The sequence below is a fragment of the Serratia sp. 25CWL12 genome, from assembly GCF_055790885.1.
In genome coordinates, this window is the sequence record NZ_CM147698.1 from 795421 (window position 1) to 818380 (window position 22960).

The 22960-nt window shown below is 51.4% G+C and carries 15 protein-coding genes and 3 tRNA genes; 9 read left to right on the top strand and 9 right to left on the bottom strand.

The annotated features are described in order from the left end of the window. Nucleotides 1-11 precede the first annotated feature (11 nt). The 3 genes from ptrA to recD are packed head-to-tail and all read left to right on the top strand — an operon-like array spanning nt 12 to nt 8304. Nucleotides 12-2903: a pitrilysin gene (gene ptrA, locus ACX9GV_RS03465; RefSeq protein ID WP_473197058.1), complete on the top strand. Its 2892-nt coding sequence runs from the start codon at nt 12-14 to the stop codon at nt 2901-2903. After that, nucleotides 2900-6451 carry an exodeoxyribonuclease V subunit beta gene (gene recB, locus ACX9GV_RS03470; RefSeq protein ID WP_473197059.1) on the top strand — a complete coding sequence of 1184 codons (3552 nt, stop codon included), beginning with the start codon at nt 2900-2902 and terminating at the stop codon, nt 6449-6451. Before ptrA ends, recB begins: the two co-directional genes overlap by 4 nt. Beyond that, nucleotides 6448-8304: an exodeoxyribonuclease V subunit alpha gene (recD, locus tag ACX9GV_RS03475; protein WP_473197060.1), complete on the top strand. Its 1857-nt coding sequence runs from the start codon at nt 6448-6450 to the stop codon at nt 8302-8304. Before recB ends, recD begins: the two co-directional genes overlap by 4 nt. Before the next feature lie 603 nt (nt 8305-8907). On the opposite strand, the gene argA is transcribed toward recD, so the two are convergent. Further along, a complete protein-coding gene (gene argA / locus ACX9GV_RS03480) occupies nt 8908-10251 on the bottom strand; it encodes an amino-acid N-acetyltransferase (protein ID WP_473197970.1) in 1344 nt (447 codons plus the stop codon). A 334-nt stretch (nt 10252-10585) separates the two neighbouring features. Here argA and amiC point away from each other — a divergent pair, with 334 nt between their 5' ends. Next, nucleotides 10586-11842: an N-acetylmuramoyl-L-alanine amidase AmiC gene (gene amiC / locus ACX9GV_RS03485; protein ID WP_473197061.1), complete on the top strand. Its 1257-nt coding sequence runs from the start codon at nt 10586-10588 to the stop codon at nt 11840-11842. Between the two features lie 72 nt (nt 11843-11914). Here amiC and ACX9GV_RS03490 read toward each other — a convergent pair. The 3 genes from ACX9GV_RS03490 to ACX9GV_RS03500 form a co-directional block, all read right to left on the bottom strand. Beyond that, a tRNA-Met gene (locus tag ACX9GV_RS03490) sits at nt 11915-11991 on the bottom strand. Nucleotides 11992-12059: 68 nt separating this feature from the next. Then, nucleotides 12060-12136, bottom strand: a tRNA-Met gene (locus ACX9GV_RS03495). A gap of 66 nt (nt 12137-12202) precedes the next feature. After that, nucleotides 12203-12279: transfer RNA gene (locus ACX9GV_RS03500), tRNA-Met, on the bottom strand. A 330-nt stretch (nt 12280-12609) separates the two neighbouring features. Between ACX9GV_RS03500 and mltA the strand changes: the two genes are divergently transcribed. Both mltA and tcdA read left to right on the top strand, forming a co-directional pair. Next, nucleotides 12610-13761, top strand: coding sequence for a murein transglycosylase A (gene mltA, locus ACX9GV_RS03505; protein ID WP_473197062.1), 1152 nt, complete (start codon nt 12610-12612; stop codon nt 13759-13761). 83 nt (nt 13762-13844) lie between these two features. After that, nucleotides 13845-14666, top strand: coding sequence for a tRNA cyclic N6-threonylcarbamoyladenosine(37) synthase TcdA (gene tcdA, locus ACX9GV_RS03510; RefSeq protein WP_473197063.1), 822 nt, complete (start codon nt 13845-13847; stop codon nt 14664-14666). 56 nt (nt 14667-14722) lie between these two features. Here tcdA and csdE read toward each other — a convergent pair whose 3' ends face one another. Next, nucleotides 14723-15181: a cysteine desulfurase sulfur acceptor subunit CsdE gene (gene csdE, locus ACX9GV_RS03515; protein ID WP_473197064.1), complete on the bottom strand. Its 459-nt coding sequence runs from the start codon at nt 15179-15181 to the stop codon at nt 14723-14725. 35 nt (nt 15182-15216) lie between these two features. After that, nucleotides 15217-16422, bottom strand: a complete 1206-nt coding sequence (gene csdA / locus ACX9GV_RS03520; RefSeq protein WP_473197065.1) for a cysteine desulfurase CsdA — start codon at nt 16420-16422, stop codon at nt 15217-15219. A 671-nt stretch (nt 16423-17093) separates the two neighbouring features. On the opposite strand from csdA, the gene ACX9GV_RS03525 reads away from it, so the two are divergent. From ACX9GV_RS03525 to rlmM, 3 genes are all read left to right on the top strand, one after another. Continuing rightward, a complete protein-coding gene (locus ACX9GV_RS03525) occupies nt 17094-18008 on the top strand; it encodes a transcriptional regulator GcvA (RefSeq protein ID WP_473197066.1) in 915 nt (304 codons plus the stop codon). 72 nt (nt 18009-18080) lie between these two features. Beyond that, nucleotides 18081-18476, top strand: coding sequence for a DUF423 domain-containing protein (locus ACX9GV_RS03530; RefSeq protein ID WP_152554914.1), 396 nt, complete (start codon nt 18081-18083; stop codon nt 18474-18476). After that, a complete protein-coding gene (rlmM, locus tag ACX9GV_RS03535) occupies nt 18469-19572 on the top strand; it encodes a 23S rRNA (cytidine(2498)-2'-O)-methyltransferase RlmM (RefSeq protein ID WP_473197067.1) in 1104 nt (367 codons plus the stop codon). The genes ACX9GV_RS03530 and rlmM overlap by 8 nt, the downstream gene beginning before the upstream one ends. Before the next feature lie 65 nt (nt 19573-19637). Here the strand turns inward: rlmM and xni are convergent, their stop codons facing one another. From xni to queF, 3 genes are all read right to left on the bottom strand, one after another. After that, nucleotides 19638-20396 (bottom strand): flap endonuclease Xni, encoded by a 759-nt coding sequence (xni, locus tag ACX9GV_RS03540; protein ID WP_473197068.1) that lies wholly within the window; start codon nt 20394-20396, stop codon nt 19638-19640. 112 nt (nt 20397-20508) lie between these two features. Further along, nucleotides 20509-21873, bottom strand: a complete 1365-nt coding sequence (ppnN, locus tag ACX9GV_RS03545) for a nucleotide 5'-monophosphate nucleosidase PpnN (protein WP_037384957.1) — start codon at nt 21871-21873, stop codon at nt 20509-20511. Nucleotides 21874-22075: 202 nt separating this feature from the next. Then, a complete protein-coding gene (queF, locus tag ACX9GV_RS03550; RefSeq protein ID WP_473197069.1) occupies nt 22076-22921 on the bottom strand; it encodes an NADPH-dependent 7-cyano-7-deazaguanine reductase QueF in 846 nt (281 codons plus the stop codon). Between the last annotated feature and the right edge of the window lie 39 nt (nt 22922-22960).

A 22960-nucleotide genomic window follows, 5' to 3' on the forward strand; every position in this document is an offset into this window, starting at 1 on the left:
CTATTTTGGTTATGCGCAGACAGTTTGCCCACCTTTTCGGGTTGGTATTTTTGGTGATGTTTTGGCTGCCGTCAGGCTGGGCTGCCCAGGGATGGCAACCGCTGGCAGAAAAGATCAACAAAAGTGATCATGACCCGCGTCAGTATCAGGCGATTACCTTAACCAATGGGATGACGGTGTTACTGGTTTCTGATCCTCAGGCTCCCAAGTCACTGGCGGCTTTGGCACTGCCAATAGGGTCGCTGGATGATCCTGACAGCCAGTTGGGTTTGGCCCATTACCTTGAGCATATGGTGCTTATGGGGTCCAAACATTATCCGGAGCCGGAGAGTCTGGCCGAGTTTTTGAAAAAGCATGGGGGGAGTCATAACGCCAGTACCGCCCCTTATCGCACCGCGTTTTATCTGGAAGTGGAAAACGACGCCTTGGCAGCGGCAGTTGATCGTCTGGCAGATGCCATTGCTGCCCCGATCCTGGATCCTGACAATGCCGACCGTGAGCGTAATGCGGTCAATGCCGAGTTAACCATGGCGCGTTCTCGCGATGGGATGCGTATGGCGCAAGTCGGCGCCGAAACCTTGAATCCGGCACACCCTGCCGCACGTTTTTCTGGTGGTAATCTCGATACCTTGAAGGATAAACCCGGCAGCAAACTGCATGATGAGCTGACGCAATTTTACCAGCGCTACTATTCCGCCAACCTGATGATGGGGGTGTTATACAGCAACCAACCCTTGCCGGAATTAGCGGCACTGGCGGAAAAAAACTTTGGTCGCATAGCCAATCGTCATGCGCAGGTACCCGCCATCACGGTGCCAGCAGCAACGTCTGAACAGAAAGGGATCATCATCCACTATGTTCCGGCACAGCCACGCAAACAGTTGAAAATCGAATTCCGGATTGATAACAACAGTGCGGAATTCCGCAGTAAAACCGATACCTATATCGGCTATCTGATTGGCAATCGAAGTAAAAATACGCTTTCAGACTGGTTACAACGACAAGGGTTAGCGGATGCTATCAATGCCGGTGCCGCCCCGATGGTGGATCGTAACGGCGGTGTGTTCTCCATCAGTGTTTCCCTGACGGACAAAGGGCTGGCACAGCGTGACAAGGTGGTTGCCGCCATCTTCAGTTACCTGCAAATGATGCGCCAGGAAGGGATAAAACAGAGCTATTTTGATGAGATTGCCCGCGTATTAAATATCGATTTCCGCTATCCATCTATTACCCGCAATATGGGGTACATCGAGTGGCTGGTGGATGCGATGCTGCGCGTACCGGTTGAACATGTGCTCGATGCCCCTTTTCTGGCGGATCGTTATGATCCACAAGCGATTGCCGCACGCCTGGAGCAGATGACCCCGCAAAATGCACGAATCTGGTTTATTAGCCCCGATGAACCCCACAACAAACAGGCTTACTTTGTTGAGGCACGTTATCAGGTAGAGAAAATCCCCCAGGATCGTTTTACTCAGTGGCAGCAACTGGGGCAGGGAATTGCGCTTTCATTGCCAGGGTTGAACCCTTATATTCCGGATGACTTTAGCCTGATCAAACCTTCTCATCCGTTTAGCCAACCGGAAATGGTGGTGAATCAACCTGGGTTACGCGCACTGTATATGCCCAGTCGCTATTTTGCTGATGAGCCGAAGGCGGATGTGACGGTGGCATTACGTCACGCCAAAACGATGGATTCTGCACGTCACCAGGTATTGTTCTCGTTGATGGATTACCTGGCGGGCCTGTCGTTGGATCAGTTAAGTTATCAGGCCGCAGTAGGGGGGATCAATTTTTCCACCTCATCAAACAACGGCCTGCTGTTTAATGCGAATGGATTTACTCAGCGGTTACCACGGTTACTCACTGCGCTAATAGAAGGCTATGCCAGCTTTACCCCTACTGAAGAGCAGTTTGAGCAAGCTAAATCCTGGTATTTGGAACAGTTAGATGCTGCCGAAAAGGGTAAAGCTTTTGAGTTGGCTATCCAGCCGGCACAGGTACTTTCCCGTGTACCTTATGCAGAACGCAGTGAACGGCGTGAAATTGTGCGTTCGCTGACGCTGAAAGAGGTATTGAGTTATCGCGATAGCCTGATGGCTGGGGCAACCCCTGAACTGCTGGTGGTGGGTAATATCAGCCAACAACAGGTCGGTGTACTGGCCTCTTCATTACAACATCGCTTGGGGAGTCGTGGGGTTGATTGGTGGCATGGCGAAGACGTGGTGGTTGCCAAAAAGCAGTTGGCAAATATGCAGCGCCCGGGTAGCAGCACTGACTCTGCGCTGGCGGCAGTGTATGTGCCAACGGGTTATGATGACATTACCAGCATGGCCTATAGCACCTTGCTGGGGGAGATGATCCAACCCTGGTTCTATAGCCAATTGCGTACCCAAGAACAACTCGGTTATGCGGTATTTGCTTTTGCAATACCGGTTGGTCGCCAGTGGGGCGTGGGTTTTTTGTTGCAGAGCAATAATCAGCAGCCCGCCTATCTCTACCAGCGTTATCAAGACTTCTATCCGAAAGCAGAAAAGCGTTTGCGCGAGATGAAAGCGGCTGATTTTGAGCAGTATAAGCAGGCGATGATCAATCAACTGGAGCAACGCCCACAGACATTAAGTGAAGAGGCGGGGCGTTTTAGCAACGATTTTGACCGGGGTAATTTTGCTTTTGATACCCGCCAAAAACTGATTGCGCAAATCAGGCTGTTGACCCCGGTCAAGCTGGCAGATTTCTTCCATCAGGCGGTCATTTCGCCCCATGGGTTGGCACTTTTGTCGCAGGTGAGTGGCAGCAGCCAGCAGAAAGCGGATTTTGCCACCCCCGGTAAAGATTGGGTGACCTATGACAATGCCTCCTCGTTACAGCAAACACTGCCACGTCAGGTGGTGACGCCATGATGAAAACTGTTCCTCAGCGGCTTGATCCACTTAGGTTGCCACTGTTTGGTGAGCGCCTGATTGAAGCCTCCGCAGGGACGGGTAAAACCTTCACCATTGGCGTGTTGTATTTGCGTCTACTGCTGGGGTTAGGAGAGTCAGCGGCGTTCCCGCGCCCCTTGACGGTAGAAGAGATCCTGGTGGTGACCTTTACCGAGGCGGCAACTGAGGAGCTGCGCGGGCGTATTCGCAGTAATATCCATGCGTTGCGTGTGGCTTGTGTTCGTGGGCAGAGTCAAGATCCCATATTGGCCGCCTTGATGGCAGAACTGGATGATTTGGCAGCGGCCGCCGCGCAATTGCTGGCGGCAGAACGCCAAATGGATGAAGCGGCAATCTACACCATCCACGGTTTTTGCCAGCGAATGCTCACTTACCATGCATTTGAATCCGGCATGCTGTTTGAACAAACCCTGATACAAGATGAGTTGCCGTTACGCCGTCAGGCCTGTGCCGATTTCTGGCGGCGCCACTGCTATCCGTTACCGCTGAATGTGGCGCGTGCCGTCAGCCAGGAGTGGAGTGGCCCGGAAGCGCTGCTTAGTGACCTGACCAGTTATCTGCATGGCGAGGCCCCCACCTTACGGCAGCCCCCGCGGGATGATGAAACCCTGTTGATGCGTCACGAACAGGTCGTCGCGCGTATTGATGCCCTTAAAGCGCAATGGCGTGAGGTATCAGCGGAACTGGAGGCCTTGATCAGCCAATCTGGTGTCGACAAGCGTAGCTATAGCAGTAAACACCTGCCTAACTGGCTTAATAAGGTGGGGGAGTGGGCTGGGCAGGAAACGCAGGATTATCAGTTACCCAAAGAGTTGGACAAGTTCCGCCAATCGGTCTTGTTGGAGAAAACCAAAAAAGGGGAAGCTCCTCGCCATAGTCTGTTTGTCGCCATTGATGAACTGTTTTCTCAACCACTGACCCTCCGTGACCTGGTTATGGCGCGGGCGTTGAGTGAGATACGCATCTCTGTGCAACAGGAAAAGAGCCAACGTGCCGAATTGGGGTTTGATGACCTGCTCAGCAGATTGGATGGCGCATTACATAGCAGCGGTGGGGAACAACTGGCTTTGGCTATCCGCCAACGTTACCCGCTGGCGATGATTGATGAGTTTCAGGATACTGACCCGCAGCAATACCGTATCTTCCAAAAACTTTATGTCGGCCAACCAGAGTGTGGCCTGTTGCTGATTGGTGACCCTAAACAGGCGATTTATGCTTTTCGTGGCGCGGATATCTTTACCTATATGCGGGCTCGTTCAGAGGTGATGGCTCACTATACGCTGGAGACTAACTGGCGTTCATCGCCAGCGATGGTGGGTAGCGTGAACGCGCTATTTAGCCAAGTGGAAAAGCCATTTCTGTTTGAGCAAATCCCGTTTATCAAGGTGGCGGCAGCTGCAAAAAATCAAGGGTTGGCCTTTGAGTTAGGTGGTAAATCACAACCGGCCATGCAGTTCTGGTTGCAGCCAGGGGAAGGGGTCGGCGTCAGTGATTATCAGCAGTTAATGGCGCGGCAATGTGCAGCGCAGGTTCGTGACTGGCTGAGTGCTGGTCAGGGCGGGGAAGCCTGGTTGGCGGACGGGGAACAGCGGCGTTCAGTTCAGGCGTCAGATATTACCATTTTGGTGCGTAGCCGCGCGGAAGCGGCGTTGATACGTGATGCGCTCAGTGCGCTGGCGATCCCTTCGGTTTACCTTTCCAGCCGTGACAGTGTTTTTGATACTGTAGAAGCGAAAGATTTACTGTGGTTATTGCAGGCAGTATTGGCTCCGGAACAGGAGTGGACATTACGTAGCGCCATGGCGAGCAGTTTGCTGGGGCTGGATGCGCTGACGCTGGACCAGTTGAATCGCGATGAGCGCGCCTGGGATGCCTTGGTTAATGAGTTTGATGCATACCGCACTTGCTGGTTGCAGCGGGGTGTTTTGCCCATGTTGCGTCAGGTGATGGTCAAGCGGCATTTAGCTGAGGATCTGCTGGCCAGTATGGGCGGTGAACGTCGTTTGACCGATATTATGCACTTAGGTGAGTTATTGCAGGAAGCCTCGACGCAACTTGAAGGGGAACATGCCCTGGTACGCTGGTTGGCTCAGCAAATTGCTCAGCCCAACCAGCAGATGGATAACCAACAATTGCGGCTAGAGAGTGATCGGCATTTAGTCCAGGTGATGACTATCCATAAATCCAAAGGCTTGGAGTTCAATCTGGTGTGGCTGCCTTTTGTCGCCCATGCTCGCCAGCAACAACAAGGGCTATACCATGACCGCCAAACGTTTCAGGCGTTGCTGGACCTGAACGCCAATGAAGAGAGTCAGGCCTGGGCGGAAGAAGAACGTCTGGCCGAAGACTTGCGGTTACTGTATGTGGCGCTAACCCGTTCGGTTTATCACTGTAGCATCGGTCTCGCCCCACTCTTTCTGGGGATGCGTAAGAAGCAAGGTGAGACGGATTTGCACCGTAGCGCCCTGGGTTATCTGTTACAGGCTGGGCAAGCGGGTGATGCAGCCTACCTTAAAGCGTGTTTACAGCAGTTGTCAGCCAAGGAGATGGCCTTTGCATGGGTGGATACGCCAGATGAACATCTCTGGCAGCCACAACAGACTACGGTCACTGAGTTAGTAGCCAGGCAGTTCTCACGGCAATATCAAGATTCATGGCGTGTCACCAGCTATACCGGGTTGCAGCAGCATGGTTCGAGTCGCGTACTGGAGTTGTTACCGCGCCTGGATATTGAGGCTATTGGCGAGCAATCGGTAGAGAGTGTCACCACCCTGACCCCCCATACTTTTCCACGCGGCGCAGCACCCGGAACGTTTCTGCATAGTTTGTTTGAAGAATGGGATTTCACTCAACCGTTAGATCAAGCGTGGTTACTGGAACAAGTGCAGAAACAGGGCGTAGAGCCGCATTGGTTACCGGTTTTGTATCACTGGATGCAAGGGGTGCTCAATACGCCGCTTAATCACAGCGGGGTGATGCTTTCAGCGCTACCTGCTGGGGCCCGACAGGCGGAGTTACAGTTTTATTTGCCGATTAATCGGCTGTTGCAGGCGAGCGAGTTAGATAAGCTGATAAAACGCTATGATGCGCTGTCTGCCCATTGCCCGGAACTCAATTTCCAACAGGTGCAAGGGATGCTGAAAGGCTTTATTGACCTGGTGTTCTGCTGGCAAGGGAAATACTACTTGCTGGATTACAAATCCAACTGGTTGGGCGATAACAGTGGCGCTTATACCCAGCAAGCCATGGAGCAGGCGATGGTTCAACACCGCTACGACCTGCAATATCAACTCTATACCTTGGCGCTGCATCGTTATTTGCGCCATCGTCTGGTGGATTACGATTATGAGCACCATTTCGGCGGGGTGATTTATCTATTTCTACGCGGCGTGGATAGCGAACAGGTTGGCAACGGTATCTTTACTTGCCGCCCGCCACTGGCGTTAGTCGAAGGGATGGATAGCCTGTTTAGTGGTGAACCCCTGGCCCTTGAGGTGGAGCAATGATCAATATCCTGAATCAGGCATTGGCGTTGGGGGTGTTGCGCCCGTTAGATGTGCAATTTGCCCAGGTGGTGGCCAGCGAAGATCAACCCGCACTGCTGCTGGCTGCCGCTTGCTTGAGTGCAGATGCCGGGGCAGGGCATGTCTGTTTGTTGCTCGAGCAACTGTTACCGGAAAATTTGTTCCATGGCCGTCAACCCGAGTTGGCATTGGCTGCCTGGCAAGCCTGTGGGCAACCGGATCTGGCTGGTTGGCAACAGTGCTTACTGGCAACGCCGGCAGTGAGTGATGGTAGTGCTGCGACCCCCATGGTGCTGCAACAACAACGGCTCTATTTGCAACGTATGTGGCAAAACGAGGGGGAGGTGGCGGCCTTTATCGGCGGTGAGAGTTCACCTCTGTTGATGGAGGAAGTGCCACTGCGCACCATCCTCGATCAACTGTTTGGCGAGACAACCGCTGAACCTGATTGGCAAAAAATTGCCGCAGCCGTTGCGGTAACACGGCGTATTGCGGTGATTTCTGGTGGACCTGGTACGGGGAAAACCACCACCGTCGCTAAATTGTTGGCGGCATTGGTCCAGTTGAACCACAGTGAGCACTTACGTATCCAGCTTGCGGCCCCGACGGGCAAAGCAGCGGCGCGCCTGACGGAGTCCTTGGGGCGTGCCAGCCAGCAGTTAAATTTAACCCCGGAACAACGGGCATTATTCCCGACAGAGGCGGCAACGTTACACCGTTTGCTGGGCGCTCAGCCAAATAGCCAGCGGATGCGTTACCACCGGGGTAACCCACTGCATCTGGATATCTTGGTGGTGGATGAAGCCTCAATGGTGGACTTACCGATGATGGCGCGCTTAATTGCTGCTTTACCCGCTAATGCGCGGGTGATTTTCCTGGGGGATCGTGATCAGTTAGCGTCTGTAGAGGCGGGGGCGGTGCTGGGAGATATCTGTCAATTTGCCGAGCAAGGTTATAGTGAGAGTCGCGCCGAGCAGTTGACGCGCTTGACCGGGTGCTCAATACCCCGGCAATGGGTAGGGGACGGGCCCTTGGTGCGTGATAGCCTGTGCTTACTGCGTAAGAGTTATCGGTTTGACGCCAACTCCGGTATTGGGCAGTTAGCGTTGGCGGTGAATGCCGGTGAGGCTAAGCGTGCTATGGCGGTGCTAAATAGCGGCTACGCTGATGTGTCTGCCTATCCATTGGTTGAAACTGAAGATTATCAACAGTTACTGGATACCTGTGTTGATGGTTATGGTGCTTATCTACGGCTGGTGGCTACCGGCGCCGGGGCTGCCACCATCCTGACCGCGTTCGGTGACTTTCAACTCTTGTGCGCGCTGAGAGAAGGGCCATTTGGCGTTGCTGGGTTGAATCAACGTATTGAAAGCGGCTTGCAGCGAGTGGGGCTGATCCAGCGTAATGCCGCGGCGGCAGGGCGTTGGTATCCAGGCCGTCCGGTGATGATTAGCCGAAACGATAGTGCCTTGGGATTATTCAATGGTGATATTGGTATCGCCTTGCCCGATGAAGAAGGCAACTTGCGGGTTTATTTCCCATTACCGGATGGTTCAATTAAATCGGTGCAGCCGAGCCGTTTGCCAGAGCACGAAACCGCCTATGCCATGACGGTACATAAATCCCAAGGCTCAGAGTTTGAACATACGGTACTGGTGTTACCCCCTGACTTTCTGCCGCTACTCACTCGCGAACTGTTGTATACCGCGATTACCCGTGCTCGTAAGCAGCTCTCGCTTTATGTTACCGATAAGGTGCTGATGGGGGCGATTCGCACCCCAACACAGCGCCGTAGTGGTTTGGCCGAACGGCTGCAATTGGTAATCAGTCCGTGATTTTGGTTAATGGTCAATTTGTTTGGATAAATCGGTCAGGGGTCTGCCTGACTAATATCCACAAAAGCCAGTTTGATTTTGAATAACGCTATAATGGTTAATTTTTATAAAACAACTCATTAATTTCGCTTTATCTCGGACTATGATTAAAAATCAGCAGACGACATGAGTGTTGAAGGGTGTACGGTGGTTGACGCCATTGAAGGCGCTGAACGCAGCTACGGCGCATAGGCAAAATCGCCATGGATGGCGATTTTAGGCGAGACAGACACGGATGTCTGTAGCAGCCGGCCGTGATGTGCCATAGCGTAGTGAAGGTAGTCGCGCAGCGACCGCCTGAGTTGGCGAAGGCGCGGGTTATCAGGGGCCACGCCTTTGGCCCCTGATTCGGTCGCAGGTGCAATCAATTCATAGTATGGAAAATATAAAGCGACCGAAACTTGCCACGATACAAGCAAGATAATAATTTTTTCCTACTAGATTGCCATTTTTATGCATTTTTCTTAAAGAAGATGTTAGGGGAGCGCCCCGGTCAGGAATCAATTTGAAGGCAGCTGGCAGGGGGCTAACCCCTGCAGCTTGAATGATGACGAGTATAAACAGTCAGAGATTCGCCAACAGGATCTTGGAGCGACGTTGGTAGTTGTACAACGCCTGCTTTTTCATCGGCAATACGTCTACTTCTGCCGGGGTGAAGCCCCGTTCCTGGAACCAGTGAATACTGCGGGTCGTGAGCACAAACAGTTTCTGCAGCCCCATTTGACGCGCCTGGCTTTCTACCCGTTGCAGCAGCATTTCACCGCGTGATGAACTGCGGTAATCCGGGTGTACCGCAACACAGGCCATTTCACCGATCTTCTCTTCCGGGAAGGGGTAGAGTGCCGCACAGGCAATAGTCAGGTTATCCCGCTCGATAATGGTAAATTTGTCGATTTCCATCTCCAGTTGTTCCCGCGAGCGGCGTACCAGGATCCCTTGCTGCTCCAGTGGGCGGATAAGCTCCAGTATGCCGCCAATATCATTGATGGTCGCATTGCGCACCTGTTCGGCACTCTCCATCACTATCTGGGTGCCGATGCCATCCCGTGAGAATAGCTCTTGCAGCAAGGCTCCATCTTCCTGGTAGCTGATCAAATGGCAACGGCGTACACCGCTACTGCAGGCTTTGACTGCACCGCGCAGGAAACGTACCGTACCGGAGTAGTAATCGCCAGATTCTTCCAGTTGTTCAATGCGTTTTTGCGCATCGTTAGGGAACAATTCGGAGATAATATTCCCTTGCTTATCCGTCACCCCTTGTGAAGAGCAAAAGCCGATCATTTTTTCCGCCTGCAATTTGATCGCCAACTGTGTAGCGACTTCTTCGGAGGTCAGGTTAAAACTTTCGCCAGTGACTGATACCGCGACAGGGCCAATCAAGACAATGGCGTTGCTGTCTAACTGACGGTGGATTGCTTCCTGGTCAATGCGGCGGATACGGCCACTGTGGCAGTAATCTACGCCATCATCCACCCCCAACGGTTGGGCAATGACAAAGTTACCGCTGACGACATTGATATGCGCCCCTTGCAATGGGGTATTGTTGAGGCTCATTGAGAGCCGTGCCGTGATATCCAGCTGTAACAAGCCAGCAGCCTGTTTGACCAACTCTAAGGCTTGAGCGTCAGTCACACGGACATGTTTATGATAAATGGGCTCACAATGATGTAGGGCCAGATTGCTATCGATCTGTGGGCGTGCGCCATAGACCACCACCAGACGGATCCCCAAACTATGTAATAACCCAATATCATTGACGATACTGGTGAAGTTTTCATGCTCAATGGCTTCCCCACCGAGCATGATGACAAACGTTTTGCCACGGTGAGCGTTGATATAGGGAACTGAGTGACGGAATCCTTGGACCAGCTCTGTGCTACGTTCCTTCACGACAAAACCTCTTTGCATATTTATACGGTATTTTTGTATTTTTATTCTTTTATGGCGTAAATGGCAAGAGGGAAATAATCTGAAACTGCCCGTTAGGTGAGTGATCTGGCGGTTGTTATTCAGGTTTTGGCGCATTTATTTGCTTTACCTGCTTGAGAATAACGCGAATTATTCAGCACAATAGATGAGTAAATTGAAAACCATTAAAGATGACAGGGTTGTCGAGATTAGTTAAAGTTTTGCAATTATGCTTGTTTTTCTATCGGTTATAGCAAATTTTATACGGGTTATAGATAAAAACCCTATAGCTTGAAGAGTGACGGGTAAAAATTTTTACTATTGCTGGAGCCACATGCCTAACGCTAACCACCATCAGACTCGTCGTCGTCTTTTACAAGGAGTAGCCGCAACTTGGTTGCTGAGTGTGAGCCGCATTGGCTTCGCTGCTGCTGCTTCGGTGATTGCGGTCCGCATCTGGCCCTCCTCGACCTATACCCGGGTAACGCTGGAATCTAATATTCCATTGAAGTATCAGCAGTTTGCATTGGCTAATCCAGAGCGAATCGTCATTGACGTGGAAGGAGTGCATCTTAACTCGGTGCTTAAAGGTATCGCCGGGCAGGTACGCAAGGAAGACCCTTATTTGAAACAGGTGCGAGTGGGTCAGTTCGATAAAGATACCGTCAGATTGGTACTAGAACTCAAGCAACGTGTGAGTTCGCACCTGTTTACCCTGTCACCGGTTGCTGAGTATCGTAACCGCCTGGTTATGGATCTCTATCCTGCTAAAGCAAGCAGCGGTGAAGAGTACGACCCGTTGCTGGCATTACTGGAGGATTATAATAAAGGCGATGTGGAACGCTCATTACCAGCCCCGGCACAAACACCACAGGTGGGTAAGGCAGGGCGTGACAGGCCTATTGTGATCATGCTGGATCCTGGGCACGGTGGAGAAGATCCTGGTGCTATTGGTAGAAATAAAACCCGCGAAAAAGACATTGTGTTGCAAATTGCCCGCCGGTTGAGTGCGCTGATCAAGCGTGAACCCAATATGCAAGTCTTTATGACACGCAATGAAGATGTGTTTATTCCATTGAAAGTGCGGGTGGCTAAAGCACGCAAGCAACGGGCAGATCTGTTTGTTTCGATCCATGCGGATGCTTTTTCCAACCATAGTGCTCGGGGATCTTCCGTTTTTGCCCTATCCACCAAAGGCGCTACCAGTAATACCGCCAAGTTTCTGGCACAGACACAGAACGCCGCCGATGATATTGGTGGGGTAAGCAAAAGTGGTGATCGCTATCTTGATCACACCATGTTTGATCTACTGCAGACGGCGACCATCAATGACAGCCTGAAATTTGGCCGGGAAGTGCTGACTCGTATGGGGAAAATTAACCGTTTGCACAAGAACCGGGTCGATCAGGCGGGGTTTGCTGTGCTCAAAGCACCGGATATTCCTTCCATTCTGGTGGAAACCGCATTTATCAGTAACCCGGAAGAGGAGCGTAAACTGCGCACCAGTCAGTTTCAGCAGCAGATAGCCCAATCTATTTTGGCCGGAATCAAAGCCTATTTTGCCAATGGTGGCGCGCAGGCACGTGGTTGAGTATCAAGGGGGAAGATAAATGATAGATACAAAAAAACACCCGCTAAGGTGCTTGCTTGTACTGCTCAAGATTGGTTGCGGAGGCCGGATTTGAACCGACGACCTTCGGGTTATGAGCCCGACGAGCTACCAGGCTGCTCCACCCCGCGTCCGTCTTGATGCTGATATTATCACTACAACATTACTATGGTTAACAACAAGTTGTTAGATAGTAAGTTGGTTGCGGAGGCCGGATTTGAACCGACGACCTTCGGGTTATGAGCCCGACGAGCTACCAGGCTGCTCCACCCCGCGTCCGTATAATACCTGTTTTTTCATCGAATCCAATCTTTTATCTGTAATTATTACCACAGTATTGATTGGTTGCGGAGGCCGGATTTGAACCGACGACCTTCGGGTTATGAGCCCGACGAGCTACCAGGCTGCTCCACCCCGCGTCCGATGGATGCGCACTATACTCTCCGCACACTTTGTTGCAAACTCTTTTTACAGATAATTCATCGAAAGCTATCTTTGTGCTGAATTAGTCCACAAATTGTCTTTTTTTTCGCCATTAACATTTGGCGGGAAATTTTTAGCGCGAGAGATTCCTTTATTAATAGCTGTTTGTTATCGTTCAGCCAGTTTTATTCGGTGTGTTGCACGTCGCGGTGTAGTGATTAGCCAGTCTGCCGCGAAGCAAGCTCCAGAGGGAGCTAGGGCCGCCAACCGCGCTACACGAGAATGGTGACGGGTAGAAAACAGATCAGTCTGAGAGAGCGAATATAATGAAAGAACGTTGGTGTAAATACCTGCTGGGTGGGTTAGTGATTGCAGCACTGGCTGGTTGTTCGTCAAAGCCAACTGATCGTGGGCAACAGTATAAAGATGGTCATCTGAATCACTCGCTAGAGCTAGAGAGCCAGCCTAATGCCAGGGGGGTGCCGATCAACGGTAATGATTACTCTGAGCAACTGAAAAAGATTCAATCTTCGGCCCCTTCGCTGTTTACCCGTAATAACGCGACCTATCAGGCGGTGCAAAACTGGATGGCGGCGGGGGCAGACCCGAAAAAATTGAGTCAATTTGGTTTGAACACCTATCAGATGGGAGGCGTCGATAACTATGGTAACGTGCAGTTCACCGGTTATTACACCCCGGTGGTGCAGGCACGCCGTACCCAGCAAGGGGAGTTTCGTTACCCGTTATATCGTATGCCATCCAATGGTAAACGCCGGTTGCCTGATCGTGCAGCGATCTACTCCGGTGCCCTTGATCCTCGTTATATCATCGCTTACAGCAACTCGCTGATGGATAACTTTATGATGGAGGTTCAGGGCAGCGGTTATGTTGATTTTGGCGATGGTCAACCATTAGTATTCTTTGGTTATTCCGGTAAAAATGGCCATGCTTATCGTAGCATTGGCAAGGTGTTGATTGACCGTGGGGAAGTGGCCAAAGCCGATATGTCGATGCAGGCCATTCGTCAGTGGGCCGATACACACAGTGAAGCGGAAGTACGTCAACTATTAGAGCAGAACCCGTCATTCGTCTTTTTCCACCCCGAGGTGTTTGCACCGGTGAGAGGCGCGAGTGCCGTCCCCTTGGTGGCCAAAGCCTCTGTCGCTTCTGACCGTTCGTTGATCCCGGCTGGGACAACACTGTTGGCAGAAGTGCCGTTACTGGACAATAAAGGGAAATTCACCGGGAAATATGAAATGCGCTTGATGGTCGCTCTGGATGTCGGTGGCGCTATTAAAGGGCAGCACTTTGATATGTATCAGGGGATTGGCCCAGAAGCGGGGCATTCCGCGGGTTACTACAACCACTATGGTCGCGTATGGGTGTTGAAAGGTACTGACGGTGGTGCTGCGCAATTCAATGCTTACCAGCCTACCACGGCGTCGAGCTCGAACGGTTCCTCGTTAATTACCCGCTGAAGTAGCGGTAGTATTGCTTTTGACCCGCCAGGGCCGGATTTCCCGGCCCTGGCTATTTTGAGATATTAAGGTAATAAAACCCAATGACTACACCCTATTCAGCCGCCTATTTGCAGCGTTTTGGCGGCATAGCCCGTTTATATGGTCAATCTGCCCTTGCCCTGTTTGCACAGGCTCATATCTGTGTAATCGGTATCGGCGGGGTCGGTTCATGGGCAGCAGAAGCGCTGGCAAGAACGGGTATCGGTGCCATTACCTTGATCGATATGGATGATGTTTGTGTCACCAATACCAACCGTCAGATCCACGCTTTGCGTCAACATGTTGGGCAGTCAAAAACTGAGGTGATGGCGCAGCGCATTCTGGCCATCAATCCGGAATGTCGGGTCACTTGCATAGATGATTTCATTACTCCCGATAATGTGGCGCAACTGTTGAATCATAATTTCAGCTATGTCATTGATGCGATTGATAGTGTGCGACCGAAAGCTGCGTTACTGGCCTATTGCCGCCGTTTCAAAATACCGGTTGTGACCACCGGGGGAGCAGGGGGGCAGATTGATCCAACACGCATCGAAGTCACGGATTTAGCCAAAACGATTCAGGATCCGCTGGCGGCCAAGCTGCGTGAAAGATTGAAAAGTGACTTTAATGTGGTGAAAAACAGTAAAGGGAAGCTGGGGATCGATTGTGTCTTTTCCAGTGAACCGTTGGTTTACCCACAGCCAGATGGTTCTGTGTGCCCTTCGCGCAGTAGTGCCACCGGGCCAAAACGCATGGATTGCAACGCAGGTTTTGGCGCAGCAACCATGGTTACCGCTACCTTTGGCTTTGTTGCCACCTCACATGCCTTGAAGAAGATGCTGGCAAAAGCGGCGCGTCAGGCACAGTCCATAGAGATCTAGCCTGTAGAGATCTAGCCCGTAGAGATCCAGTTTGTAGCGATCCAGTTCGTAGAGATCTAGTCCGTAGAAATAGAGTCCGTAGAAATATAGCCCGTAGCGATGGTGTTTACTCTGGCGGCCAAAGCTGCCAGGCCGCTGGCACGAGTGGCACTAAGTTGGTCACGTAGCGACAGCTGATCAAACAAACTGAGTGGGTCGCAGGTTAATAGCTGTTGTGGCGTTTTGCCCTCCACCGTAGTGAGTAAGATTGCCAATAGACCGCGGACAATGCGGCCTTCACTGTCGCCATAGAAATGCAATGTGCCATCTGCCAGTAATTGGTGCCCTAACCAGACACGATTTTCACAACCACTCAGTTCAATATCCGCTTGTCGCAGCTCTTCCGCCAGCGGTGGCAGTTGCTTTGCGAGCAGGATCAATTGGCGATAACGATCTTCCCACAGTTTCAAGGTGCTGAATTTTTCTATCAGTGCTTGGGCGGTAATGTCACGACCAAAGGGATGAGCGGTTAGCATGGGCTCTCTCATAGTTGGGTATAGAATTGGCAATCTTATTCTGCCAACAGTGCGACGGCATTGGTCAATGCTTGTATCAAGGCATCAACATCTTGCGGGGTATTGTAAGGTGCAAATGAGGCTCTCAGTGTTCCATTGATACCTAATGCCGCCATCAGCGGCTGGGCACAATGTTGACCTGCACGCACGGCGATACCTTGTTCGGCCAATAAAGTGACGATATCACTGTGGTGGATCCCGCTGATATCAAATGCCAGCAGGCTGGAGCCGGAGCAGCGGAAACTACGGAACCCAGGTAACGCCTGTAGCCGTTGTTCAGCGCTTTGTGCTAAAGCACAACTATATTGTTCAGCGCCAACACGATCCTGCGTATCAAGCCAGTCAAGTGCCGCGCCCAGCCCGAGGACACCCGCAATATTGGGGGTGCCAGCCTCAAAGCAGTGTGGTGGTTTCTGTGGTGAGAAACCAGTGAATGAAGCGTGGGTCAGCATTTTCCCCCCGCCTTGCCAGGGTTTCATTTGTGCCAGCAGGGCGCTTTTGCCATATAACGCACCAATGCCCGTCGGGCCATACAGTTTATGGCCGGAGAAAGCGTAGAAATCGATATCCAACTGTTGTACATCGGTAGGACCATGCACAATGCCTTGTGCACCATCGACCATCACCACTGCATTAACCGCATGAGCCAACTTGATGGCCAAAGCCAGGTCTGGGCAGCCACCCGTCACATTGGACATTTGCCCCAGCGCCAGAATGCGGGTTTTCTCACTAAGCAAGCGGGGTAATTGCGTTAAATCGGGGAGGCGGTCTTCCCCCAGTGGCAGTTTCACTACCTGAGCACCGGTTTGCTCCGCCACCATCAGCCATGGGATCAAATTAGCATGATGCTCTGCTTCACTGACCAGGATCTGGTCACCGGCTTGCAAACGCGGACGAGCATAACTCTGTGCAACCAGATTGATCGCTTCGGTTGTCCCACGTACCCAGACAATATCGTCTGCGCTAGGGGCATTAACCAGCGTTGCCACTTGTTGACGCACATGTTCAAACCGCAAGGTCAGGTCCTGTGCCGCTCGGTGCTGGCTGCGGTGCACTGTGGCTGCATCTTCACTGTAGAACTGCTGTGTCGTATCAACGACGGCCTGTGGCTTCAGCGCGGTAGCAGCACTGTCGAGGTAAATTCCCGCCTGTTTGATAGCAGGAAATTGGTTGCGGAAAAGGATGGGATCGAAAGGCTTCATAAATGGGTCATCGCTGGCTTCACCAAAAAAGGATCCTGACCTATTTTTTCCGTCGAGACAAGTTCTCTGATAGTGCTATTGATGCCAATTGAGGGGGGTTACAGGTAAAAAAAAGCACCGCTAAAGTGGCGGTGCTACATAAATCACTATGGACAGACAGGGTTAATGTACAGAAGTGAAAACAGTAAATAATGACCATATCCGGGATACCGGACAAATTGCAAACACAACATCACCACCACAGAGCCAAAAGTTCATCGGTGTCCTCGACACCCAATTCCTTTCCGTTCCGGCTCGGTAAGTGCAGCTACTATAGGTATTTACTGGCCCCGGCTCAATGGACAATTTATAATGTCTCGGATTAAAAAAACTAATGGCAATGATTGCGTTATACTCCTCATCATTCTGGGGATTATGGCTTGAATGGCAACGGGATAACTATACCTCTTATACTTCAAGTTGCTTGGGTGTTGGCTACCTTCGTTCACCCCAGTCACATAGTTATCTATGCTCCTGGGGATTCTCTTAGTTGCCGCCTACACGCAACTCGAATTCTTTTGGGTATAAGCGCTGCTTTAGGCAGCCTGAACCGATTATGCGAACCGATACGGATAACTGTAATATGATAAATATCGCTATGCCCAAGGGATTTCAGGCACGGGGGGCAATGCATGTCTAAGCGCTTGCCCCCTCTTAACGCATTACGGGTTTTTGATGCCGCGGCTCGCCATTTGAGTTTTACCAAGGCGGCAGAAGAGCTGTTTGTGACACAGGCAGCGGTCAGCCATCAGATTAAGTCGCTGGAGGATTTCCTGGGTCTCAAGCTGTTTCGGCGGCGTAACCGCTCGCTATTGCTGACAGAAGAAGGCCAAAGTTACTATCTTGATATTAAAGAAATCTTCTCTGCGATTAATGATGCGACACGTAAACTTCAGGCACGCAGTGCCAAGGGCGCGTTAACCGTCAGTCTACCGCCCAGTTTTGCTATTCAGTGGCTGGTGCCACGGCTTTCTGGTTTTAACTCCGCCTACCCGGGGATTGATGTGCGTATACAGGCGGTTGATCGTGAAGAAGATAAATTGGCCGATGATGTCGATGTGGCGATCTTTTATGGTCGAGGCAACTGGCCGGGAGTGCGAGCAGAGCGTTTGTATGCAGAATATCTGTTACCCGTCTGTTCTCCTGCGCTGCTGATGGGCGAGCACGCACTGAAAGTGCCAGGTGACTTGGCTTACCATACGCTTCTGCACGATACTTCACGTCGCGACTGGTTGGCTTATACCCGGCAATTGGGGTTACTGCAGATTAATGTGCAACAGGGGCCGATTTTCAGCCACAGCGCCATGGTGGTTCAGGCTGCCGTGCATGGTCAAGGCATTGCGCTGGTCAATAATGTGATGGCACAAACCGAGATTGAGGCGGGGCGTTTGGTTTGCCCGTTTAACGAAGTACTGGTGAGTAAAAACGCTTTTTATCTGGTATGCCATGACAGCCAGGCAGAACTGGGTAAAATAGCCGCTTTTCGCCAATGGATCCTGGCGCGAGCAGCCAGTGAGCAAGAGAAGTTTCGTTTTCGCTATGACTGATATCCTCAGTCTTCGGCTACACCCGACCCCTTTATCAGTCGCGGTGGAGTAACTTTAATTAAGGTGAATAACGTGAGTTATCGTTCTATGCTGATTTTTGCTGCTATCAGCGGTTTTGTCTTCGTTGCGCTGGGGGCCTTTGGCGCCCATGTTTTGAGCGGTAAGCTAGAGGTTAATGAGATGGCCTGGATCCATACCGGGCTTGAGTATCAGGGGTTTCATACCTTAGCGATCCTGGCGTTGGCTGTTGCTATGCAGCGCCAATTCAGCCGATGGTTTGCTTGGAGTGGCGCATTGCTGGCATTGGGTACGGTGCTGTTTAGCGGGAGTTTGTATGCTCTGGCGTTGTCACCGCTGAAAATTTGGGTTTATATCACCCCCGTTGGTGGGATGTGTTTCCTCATTGGTTGGGTATTAATGTTGATTGGCGCTTTGCGTCTGAGAGAAAAGGCCGAGTGCCATGAATAAAATTGCGTTGTATTGTCGCCCCGGCTTTGAAAAAGAGTGTGCGGCAGAAATCACTGATAGAGCTGGGCAATTGGCGGTATTTGGTTTTGCCCGGGTGAAAGAAAATAGCGGTTATGTGCTGTTTGAATGTTATCAGCCGGAGGATGCTGATCGTCTGGCAAGAGAGCTCCCCTTCCGTGAGCTGATCTTTGCCCGCCAGATGCTGGTGGTGGGCGAGTTATTACGTCATTTGCCGCCAGAAGATCGCGTCTCCCCTATTGTTGGCATGTTAATGGGGGTGGTTGAGCGTGCAGGGGAGTTACGAGTAGAGGTGCCGGACACCAACGAAAGTAAAGAGTTGATGAAGTTCTGCCGCAAATTGACCGTACCACTGCGAGCCGCCATGCGTGAGCAGAAGGTGATGATGGCGCGTGAGAACCCAAGCCGCCCGGTGGTACATGTGTTTTTTATTGCCCCTGGCTGCTGTTATGTGGGCTATTCCTACAGTAACAACAACTCTCCGTTCTATATGGGGATCCCTCGGCTAAAATTCCCCTCTGATGCACCCAGCCGTTCTACGTTAAAGCTGGAAGAAGCTTTTCATGTTTTCATCCCAGCGGATGAATGGGATGAGCGCTTGGCCAGTGGGATGTATGCCGTCGATTTGGGGGCTTGCCCTGGTGGTTGGACTTATCAATTGGTCAAGCGCAGCATGATGGTCCATGCGGTGGATAATGGGATGATGGCGCAAAGTCTGATGGATAGCGGGCAGGTGACTCATCACCGTGCGGATGGTTTTAGATTTGAACCTACCACCAGCAAAAATTATTGGTTGGTGTGTGATATGGTTGAGAAGCCAGCAAAAGTCACCAACCTGGTGATTCAATGGCTGGTTAATGGTTGGTGTCGAGAAGCGATTTTTAACCTGAAGTTGCCAATGAAGAAACGCTACGAAGTGGTTGCAGATAATTTACGGGCCATCCGTGAAGCCATGGCCGCCGCTGATATCAGCGCCGAAGTCAATGCCAAACAGTTGTACCATGACCGTGAAGAGGTCACTGTTCATATACGCCGTATGTGGTCAGCGGTTCCGGGCCGCCGCGACGAGCGTGATTAATCCACTAGCCTCTCCATCATGTCAATTGCCGTGAACCCCACGGTAGTTGACGGATAGATAGGCGCTTAGTGTGTTGGTAAACGCAGTTGCTGTAGGTTGCCTTCCAGTGTCAGGTCGGTACGCAGGGTGGCGGCCTGTTTACTGATATACGCCAGTTCCCGGTGCTGTTGCAGTTTGCTGCGCCATTTTTCTGGTACCTGATGCAGATGTTGGTAGAGGTCATCCAGCCCGGTGATTTGTTGTAACAGCAGCGCGGCGGTTTTGGGCCCGATACCAGCAACCCCCGGGATTTTACTGCTGCTTATTCCTGCCAACCCCCAATAGTCCGGCAACTGCTGTGGTAACACACCAAATTCCTGCTGTACAAATGGCATATCCAGCCAACGTTTCTGGAAGTAGTCGCGGATTTGCACATTAGGTGCCAGTAGTTGGCAGTAGCCTTTATCGGTAGAGACGATGGTCACCTGATAACCATGACTGGCGACTTTTGCTGCCAGTGTCGCCGCCAGATCGTCTGCTTCATTGCCAGGGGAGTGCCAACCGGCGACCCCCAGTTGGTTAAATGCTTGATGCAGTAGCGGCATTTCCAGTTTCAGATTATCTGGCATTGGGGAACGCCCCGCTTTGTAATCAGGCAGGATCTGGTGGCGCCAGCTTTGGCTGCGATCATCGGCATCAAACACCGCCACCGCATGAGTGGGCTGACTATGCTGAATCAACTGCTGTAGCGCATGCTGGCAGGTTTCGACGCAAGGTGAACCCTGCACCGCATGGATACGGCGGATTAAGTTCAGGGCATCGACAATCAGTAAATGTATCGTCATGGACTCGTCGTCTTTCAGATTGCGGCGTGGTTGCTGCTACGTCGTTATTTATCGCTATCGTGATTCAAGCTGCAGCGGGCTGCAACTTGAATCAACGTGGCGGTGATGAGGATCAGGTTACGATTTCATAACAAGGCACATAAGCACTGCCAGGCAGTTTCATACGATGCTGCGCAACAAAGCCCTGTAGCAGGCTGTCCATTTGCTGCATCATTTGCGGTTCACCATGCAACTTGTAAGGGCCAAATTGCTCAATAGCGTGAATACCATTTTCTTTCACATTACCTGCTACGATGCCCGAGAAGGCGCGACGTAGTGCCGCAGCCAGTTGCTCTGCAGGTTGATTAGGATACAGGTTGAGATTAGCCATATTTTCATGGGTTGGCTCGAAGGGGCGCTGTAAATCCGGAGCAATGCGAATAGACCAGTTAAAACTGTAGGCATCTCCGCTATTGCGGCGGTTTTCTTTCACCAGCGGCATGGCTTTTTTCATCTGGCGGGCCACTTCTGCCGGATCATCAATGATGATTTGGTAATGGCGGCGGGCTTTATCACCCAGGGTATTGATGATGAATTCATCCAAGACACGGAAGTAATCGGCACTCTCTTTTGGCCCGGTGAGAATCAACGGTAACACTTGATCGCTGTTCTCTGGATTCATCAGAATGCCCAGGAGGTAAAGCAGTTCTTCCGCGGTACCAACACCACCAGGGAAAATCACAATACCGTGCGCGATACGCACAAACGCTTCCAGGCGTTTTTCAATATCGGGCATGATCACCAGTTCATTCACCAACGGATTGGGCGGTTCAGCGGCAATAATGGAAGGCTCGGTCATGCCGATAAAGCGGCTGTTGCGATAGCGTTGCTGCGCATGACCGACAGCAGCCCCTTTCATGGGGGCCTCCATGGCGCCAGGCCCACAACCGGTACAGATATTCAGTTCGCGCAGCCCCAGTTGGCTACCCACTTTGCGGCCATAAAGATATTCATTTTCGTTGATCGAGTGCCCACCCCAACAGACCACCAGGTTCGGGTCTTCATCGAGGTGAAGCGTGCGGGCATTACGTAATATGGAAAATACCAGATTGGTAATATGGATAGAGTCGTCCAGATTCAGATGACGGAAACGCTCCGCATTGACCAGTTGACCGTGTACGAACAGGATGTCACGCAGTACGGCAAACAGGTTGGCTTGTAATGAGCGGATTATCCGCCCATCGACAAAGGCCTCTTCTGGTGGATTGACCAGCTCCAGTTTTACGCCACGTTCTCGGCGTAGCACATTGATATCAAAATTTTTGTAGCGAGCTAACAACTGTTTACTGCTATCGGTCTGGCTACCTGAATTTAACACTGCCAGGGAACAGTTACGGAATAAACGATACAGATCGCTGCTGGCGGTATGCTTGAGCATGTCGACTTCCAACTGCGATAACAAATCCATAGAGCCAAGTGGACTAATGTGTGTAATCAAGGTAACTCCTTTGCGCCGGTTATGGGCGATAGTATTGCGTACCGCAATCATAGCCATTGTTACTCAGGCTGCGGTGAAGGCCCTGCAACTTGAATAAATCTGGAGATAAAGAGCGGGCTTGCTTGCTTCAACCTTACCGTTGTCCCCTGATTTTTACCAATATAAACTGCTTGTTAGCTTAGATATTGCGCATTAACAGGCATTATTGACGGGCCAACCGGGCGCGTGCCGGTTCAAAGGCAACATTGCTGCGCCATGGGTTGATATCCAGGCCCCCTCGTCGGGTATAGCGGGCATAAACACTCAACTGTTCTGGTTGGCAAAAACGCAGTAGGTCGTTAAAGATACGTTCTACACATTGCTCATGAAATTCATTGTGATGTCGGAACGAAACCAGGTAGCGCAACAGCGCCTCGCGGTTGATCTGCGGCCCACGATAGCTGATTTGTACTGAGCCCCAGTCGGGTTGGTTGGTGATCAAACAGTTGGACTTTAACAGATGGCTGACCAGGGTTTCCTCAACCGATACTGATGTGGTGGCACCTTGCAGATAATTGGCATTGAACTCATAACTGTCGATAAAGATATCCTGCTGATCGAGACATTCTCCTGCCAATCGTCCGATGGGCGTGCCTTCGAATTGCTCAACCCGGTATAGCTCAACACTGACATCCCCTTGCGCACAGGCAGCAAGGTCGCGTTGCAAGGTAGCACACACCGTTTGCCAGTCAGGGAAAGGGGTTTGGTTAAAGCTATTGAGATAGAGTTTGAAACTTTTGGATTCGATCAAATTGACACTATTGGCACTTAGGCTGATTTCACCCACGGCCACTTGGGGTAATCCCTTGGCATTCAGCCAGGAAAGCTCATAGAGCGTCCAGATATCCGCACCATGAAATGGCAGGCTTTCAGGATATAGCCCTAACGGTTCACGATTCATGCTGCGGGGAACCGCCTGTAACAGTGTCGGATCGTAACGGTCGCAGTAATCCGTGGGTTTACCCAGAGTTAATGCCGACAAAGCCTGATGCATTTTTGAAGAAGACATGAGCTGTCACCTTGATGTTAGAGAGGTACAATGGCGGCC

What these genes read in the sequence shown, in the direction of transcription:
- amiC (WP_473197061.1), top strand. Translation starts at nt 10,586, where the DNA reads ATGCCTAACGCTAACCACCATCAGACTCGTCGTCGTCTTTTACAAGGA.
- argA (WP_473197970.1), bottom strand. Translation starts at nt 10,251, where the DNA reads ATGCAAAGAGGTTTTGTCGTGAAGGAACGTAGCACAGAGCTGGTCCAA.
- rlmM (WP_473197067.1), top strand. Translation starts at nt 18,469, where the DNA reads ATGAATAAAATTGCGTTGTATTGTCGCCCCGGCTTTGAAAAAGAGTGT.
- tcdA (WP_473197063.1), top strand. Translation starts at nt 13,845, where the DNA reads ATGACTACACCCTATTCAGCCGCCTATTTGCAGCGTTTTGGCGGCATA.
- recB (WP_473197059.1), top strand. Translation starts at nt 2,900, where the DNA reads ATGATGAAAACTGTTCCTCAGCGGCTTGATCCACTTAGGTTGCCACTG.
- csdE (WP_473197064.1), bottom strand. Translation starts at nt 15,181, where the DNA reads ATGCTAACCGCTCATCCCTTTGGTCGTGACATTACCGCCCAAGCACTG.
- ptrA (WP_473197058.1), top strand. Translation starts at nt 12, where the DNA reads ATGCGCAGACAGTTTGCCCACCTTTTCGGGTTGGTATTTTTGGTGATG.
- xni (WP_473197068.1), bottom strand. Translation starts at nt 20,396, where the DNA reads ATGACGATACATTTACTGATTGTCGATGCCCTGAACTTAATCCGCCGT.
- ACX9GV_RS03525 (WP_473197066.1), top strand. Translation starts at nt 17,094, where the DNA reads ATGTCTAAGCGCTTGCCCCCTCTTAACGCATTACGGGTTTTTGATGCC.
- recD (WP_473197060.1), top strand. Translation starts at nt 6,448, where the DNA reads ATGATCAATATCCTGAATCAGGCATTGGCGTTGGGGGTGTTGCGCCCG.
- csdA (WP_473197065.1), bottom strand. Translation starts at nt 16,422, where the DNA reads ATGAAGCCTTTCGATCCCATCCTTTTCCGCAACCAATTTCCTGCTATC.
- mltA (WP_473197062.1), top strand. Translation starts at nt 12,610, where the DNA reads ATGAAAGAACGTTGGTGTAAATACCTGCTGGGTGGGTTAGTGATTGCA.
- queF (WP_473197069.1), bottom strand. Translation starts at nt 22,921, where the DNA reads ATGTCTTCTTCAAAAATGCATCAGGCTTTGTCGGCATTAACTCTGGGT.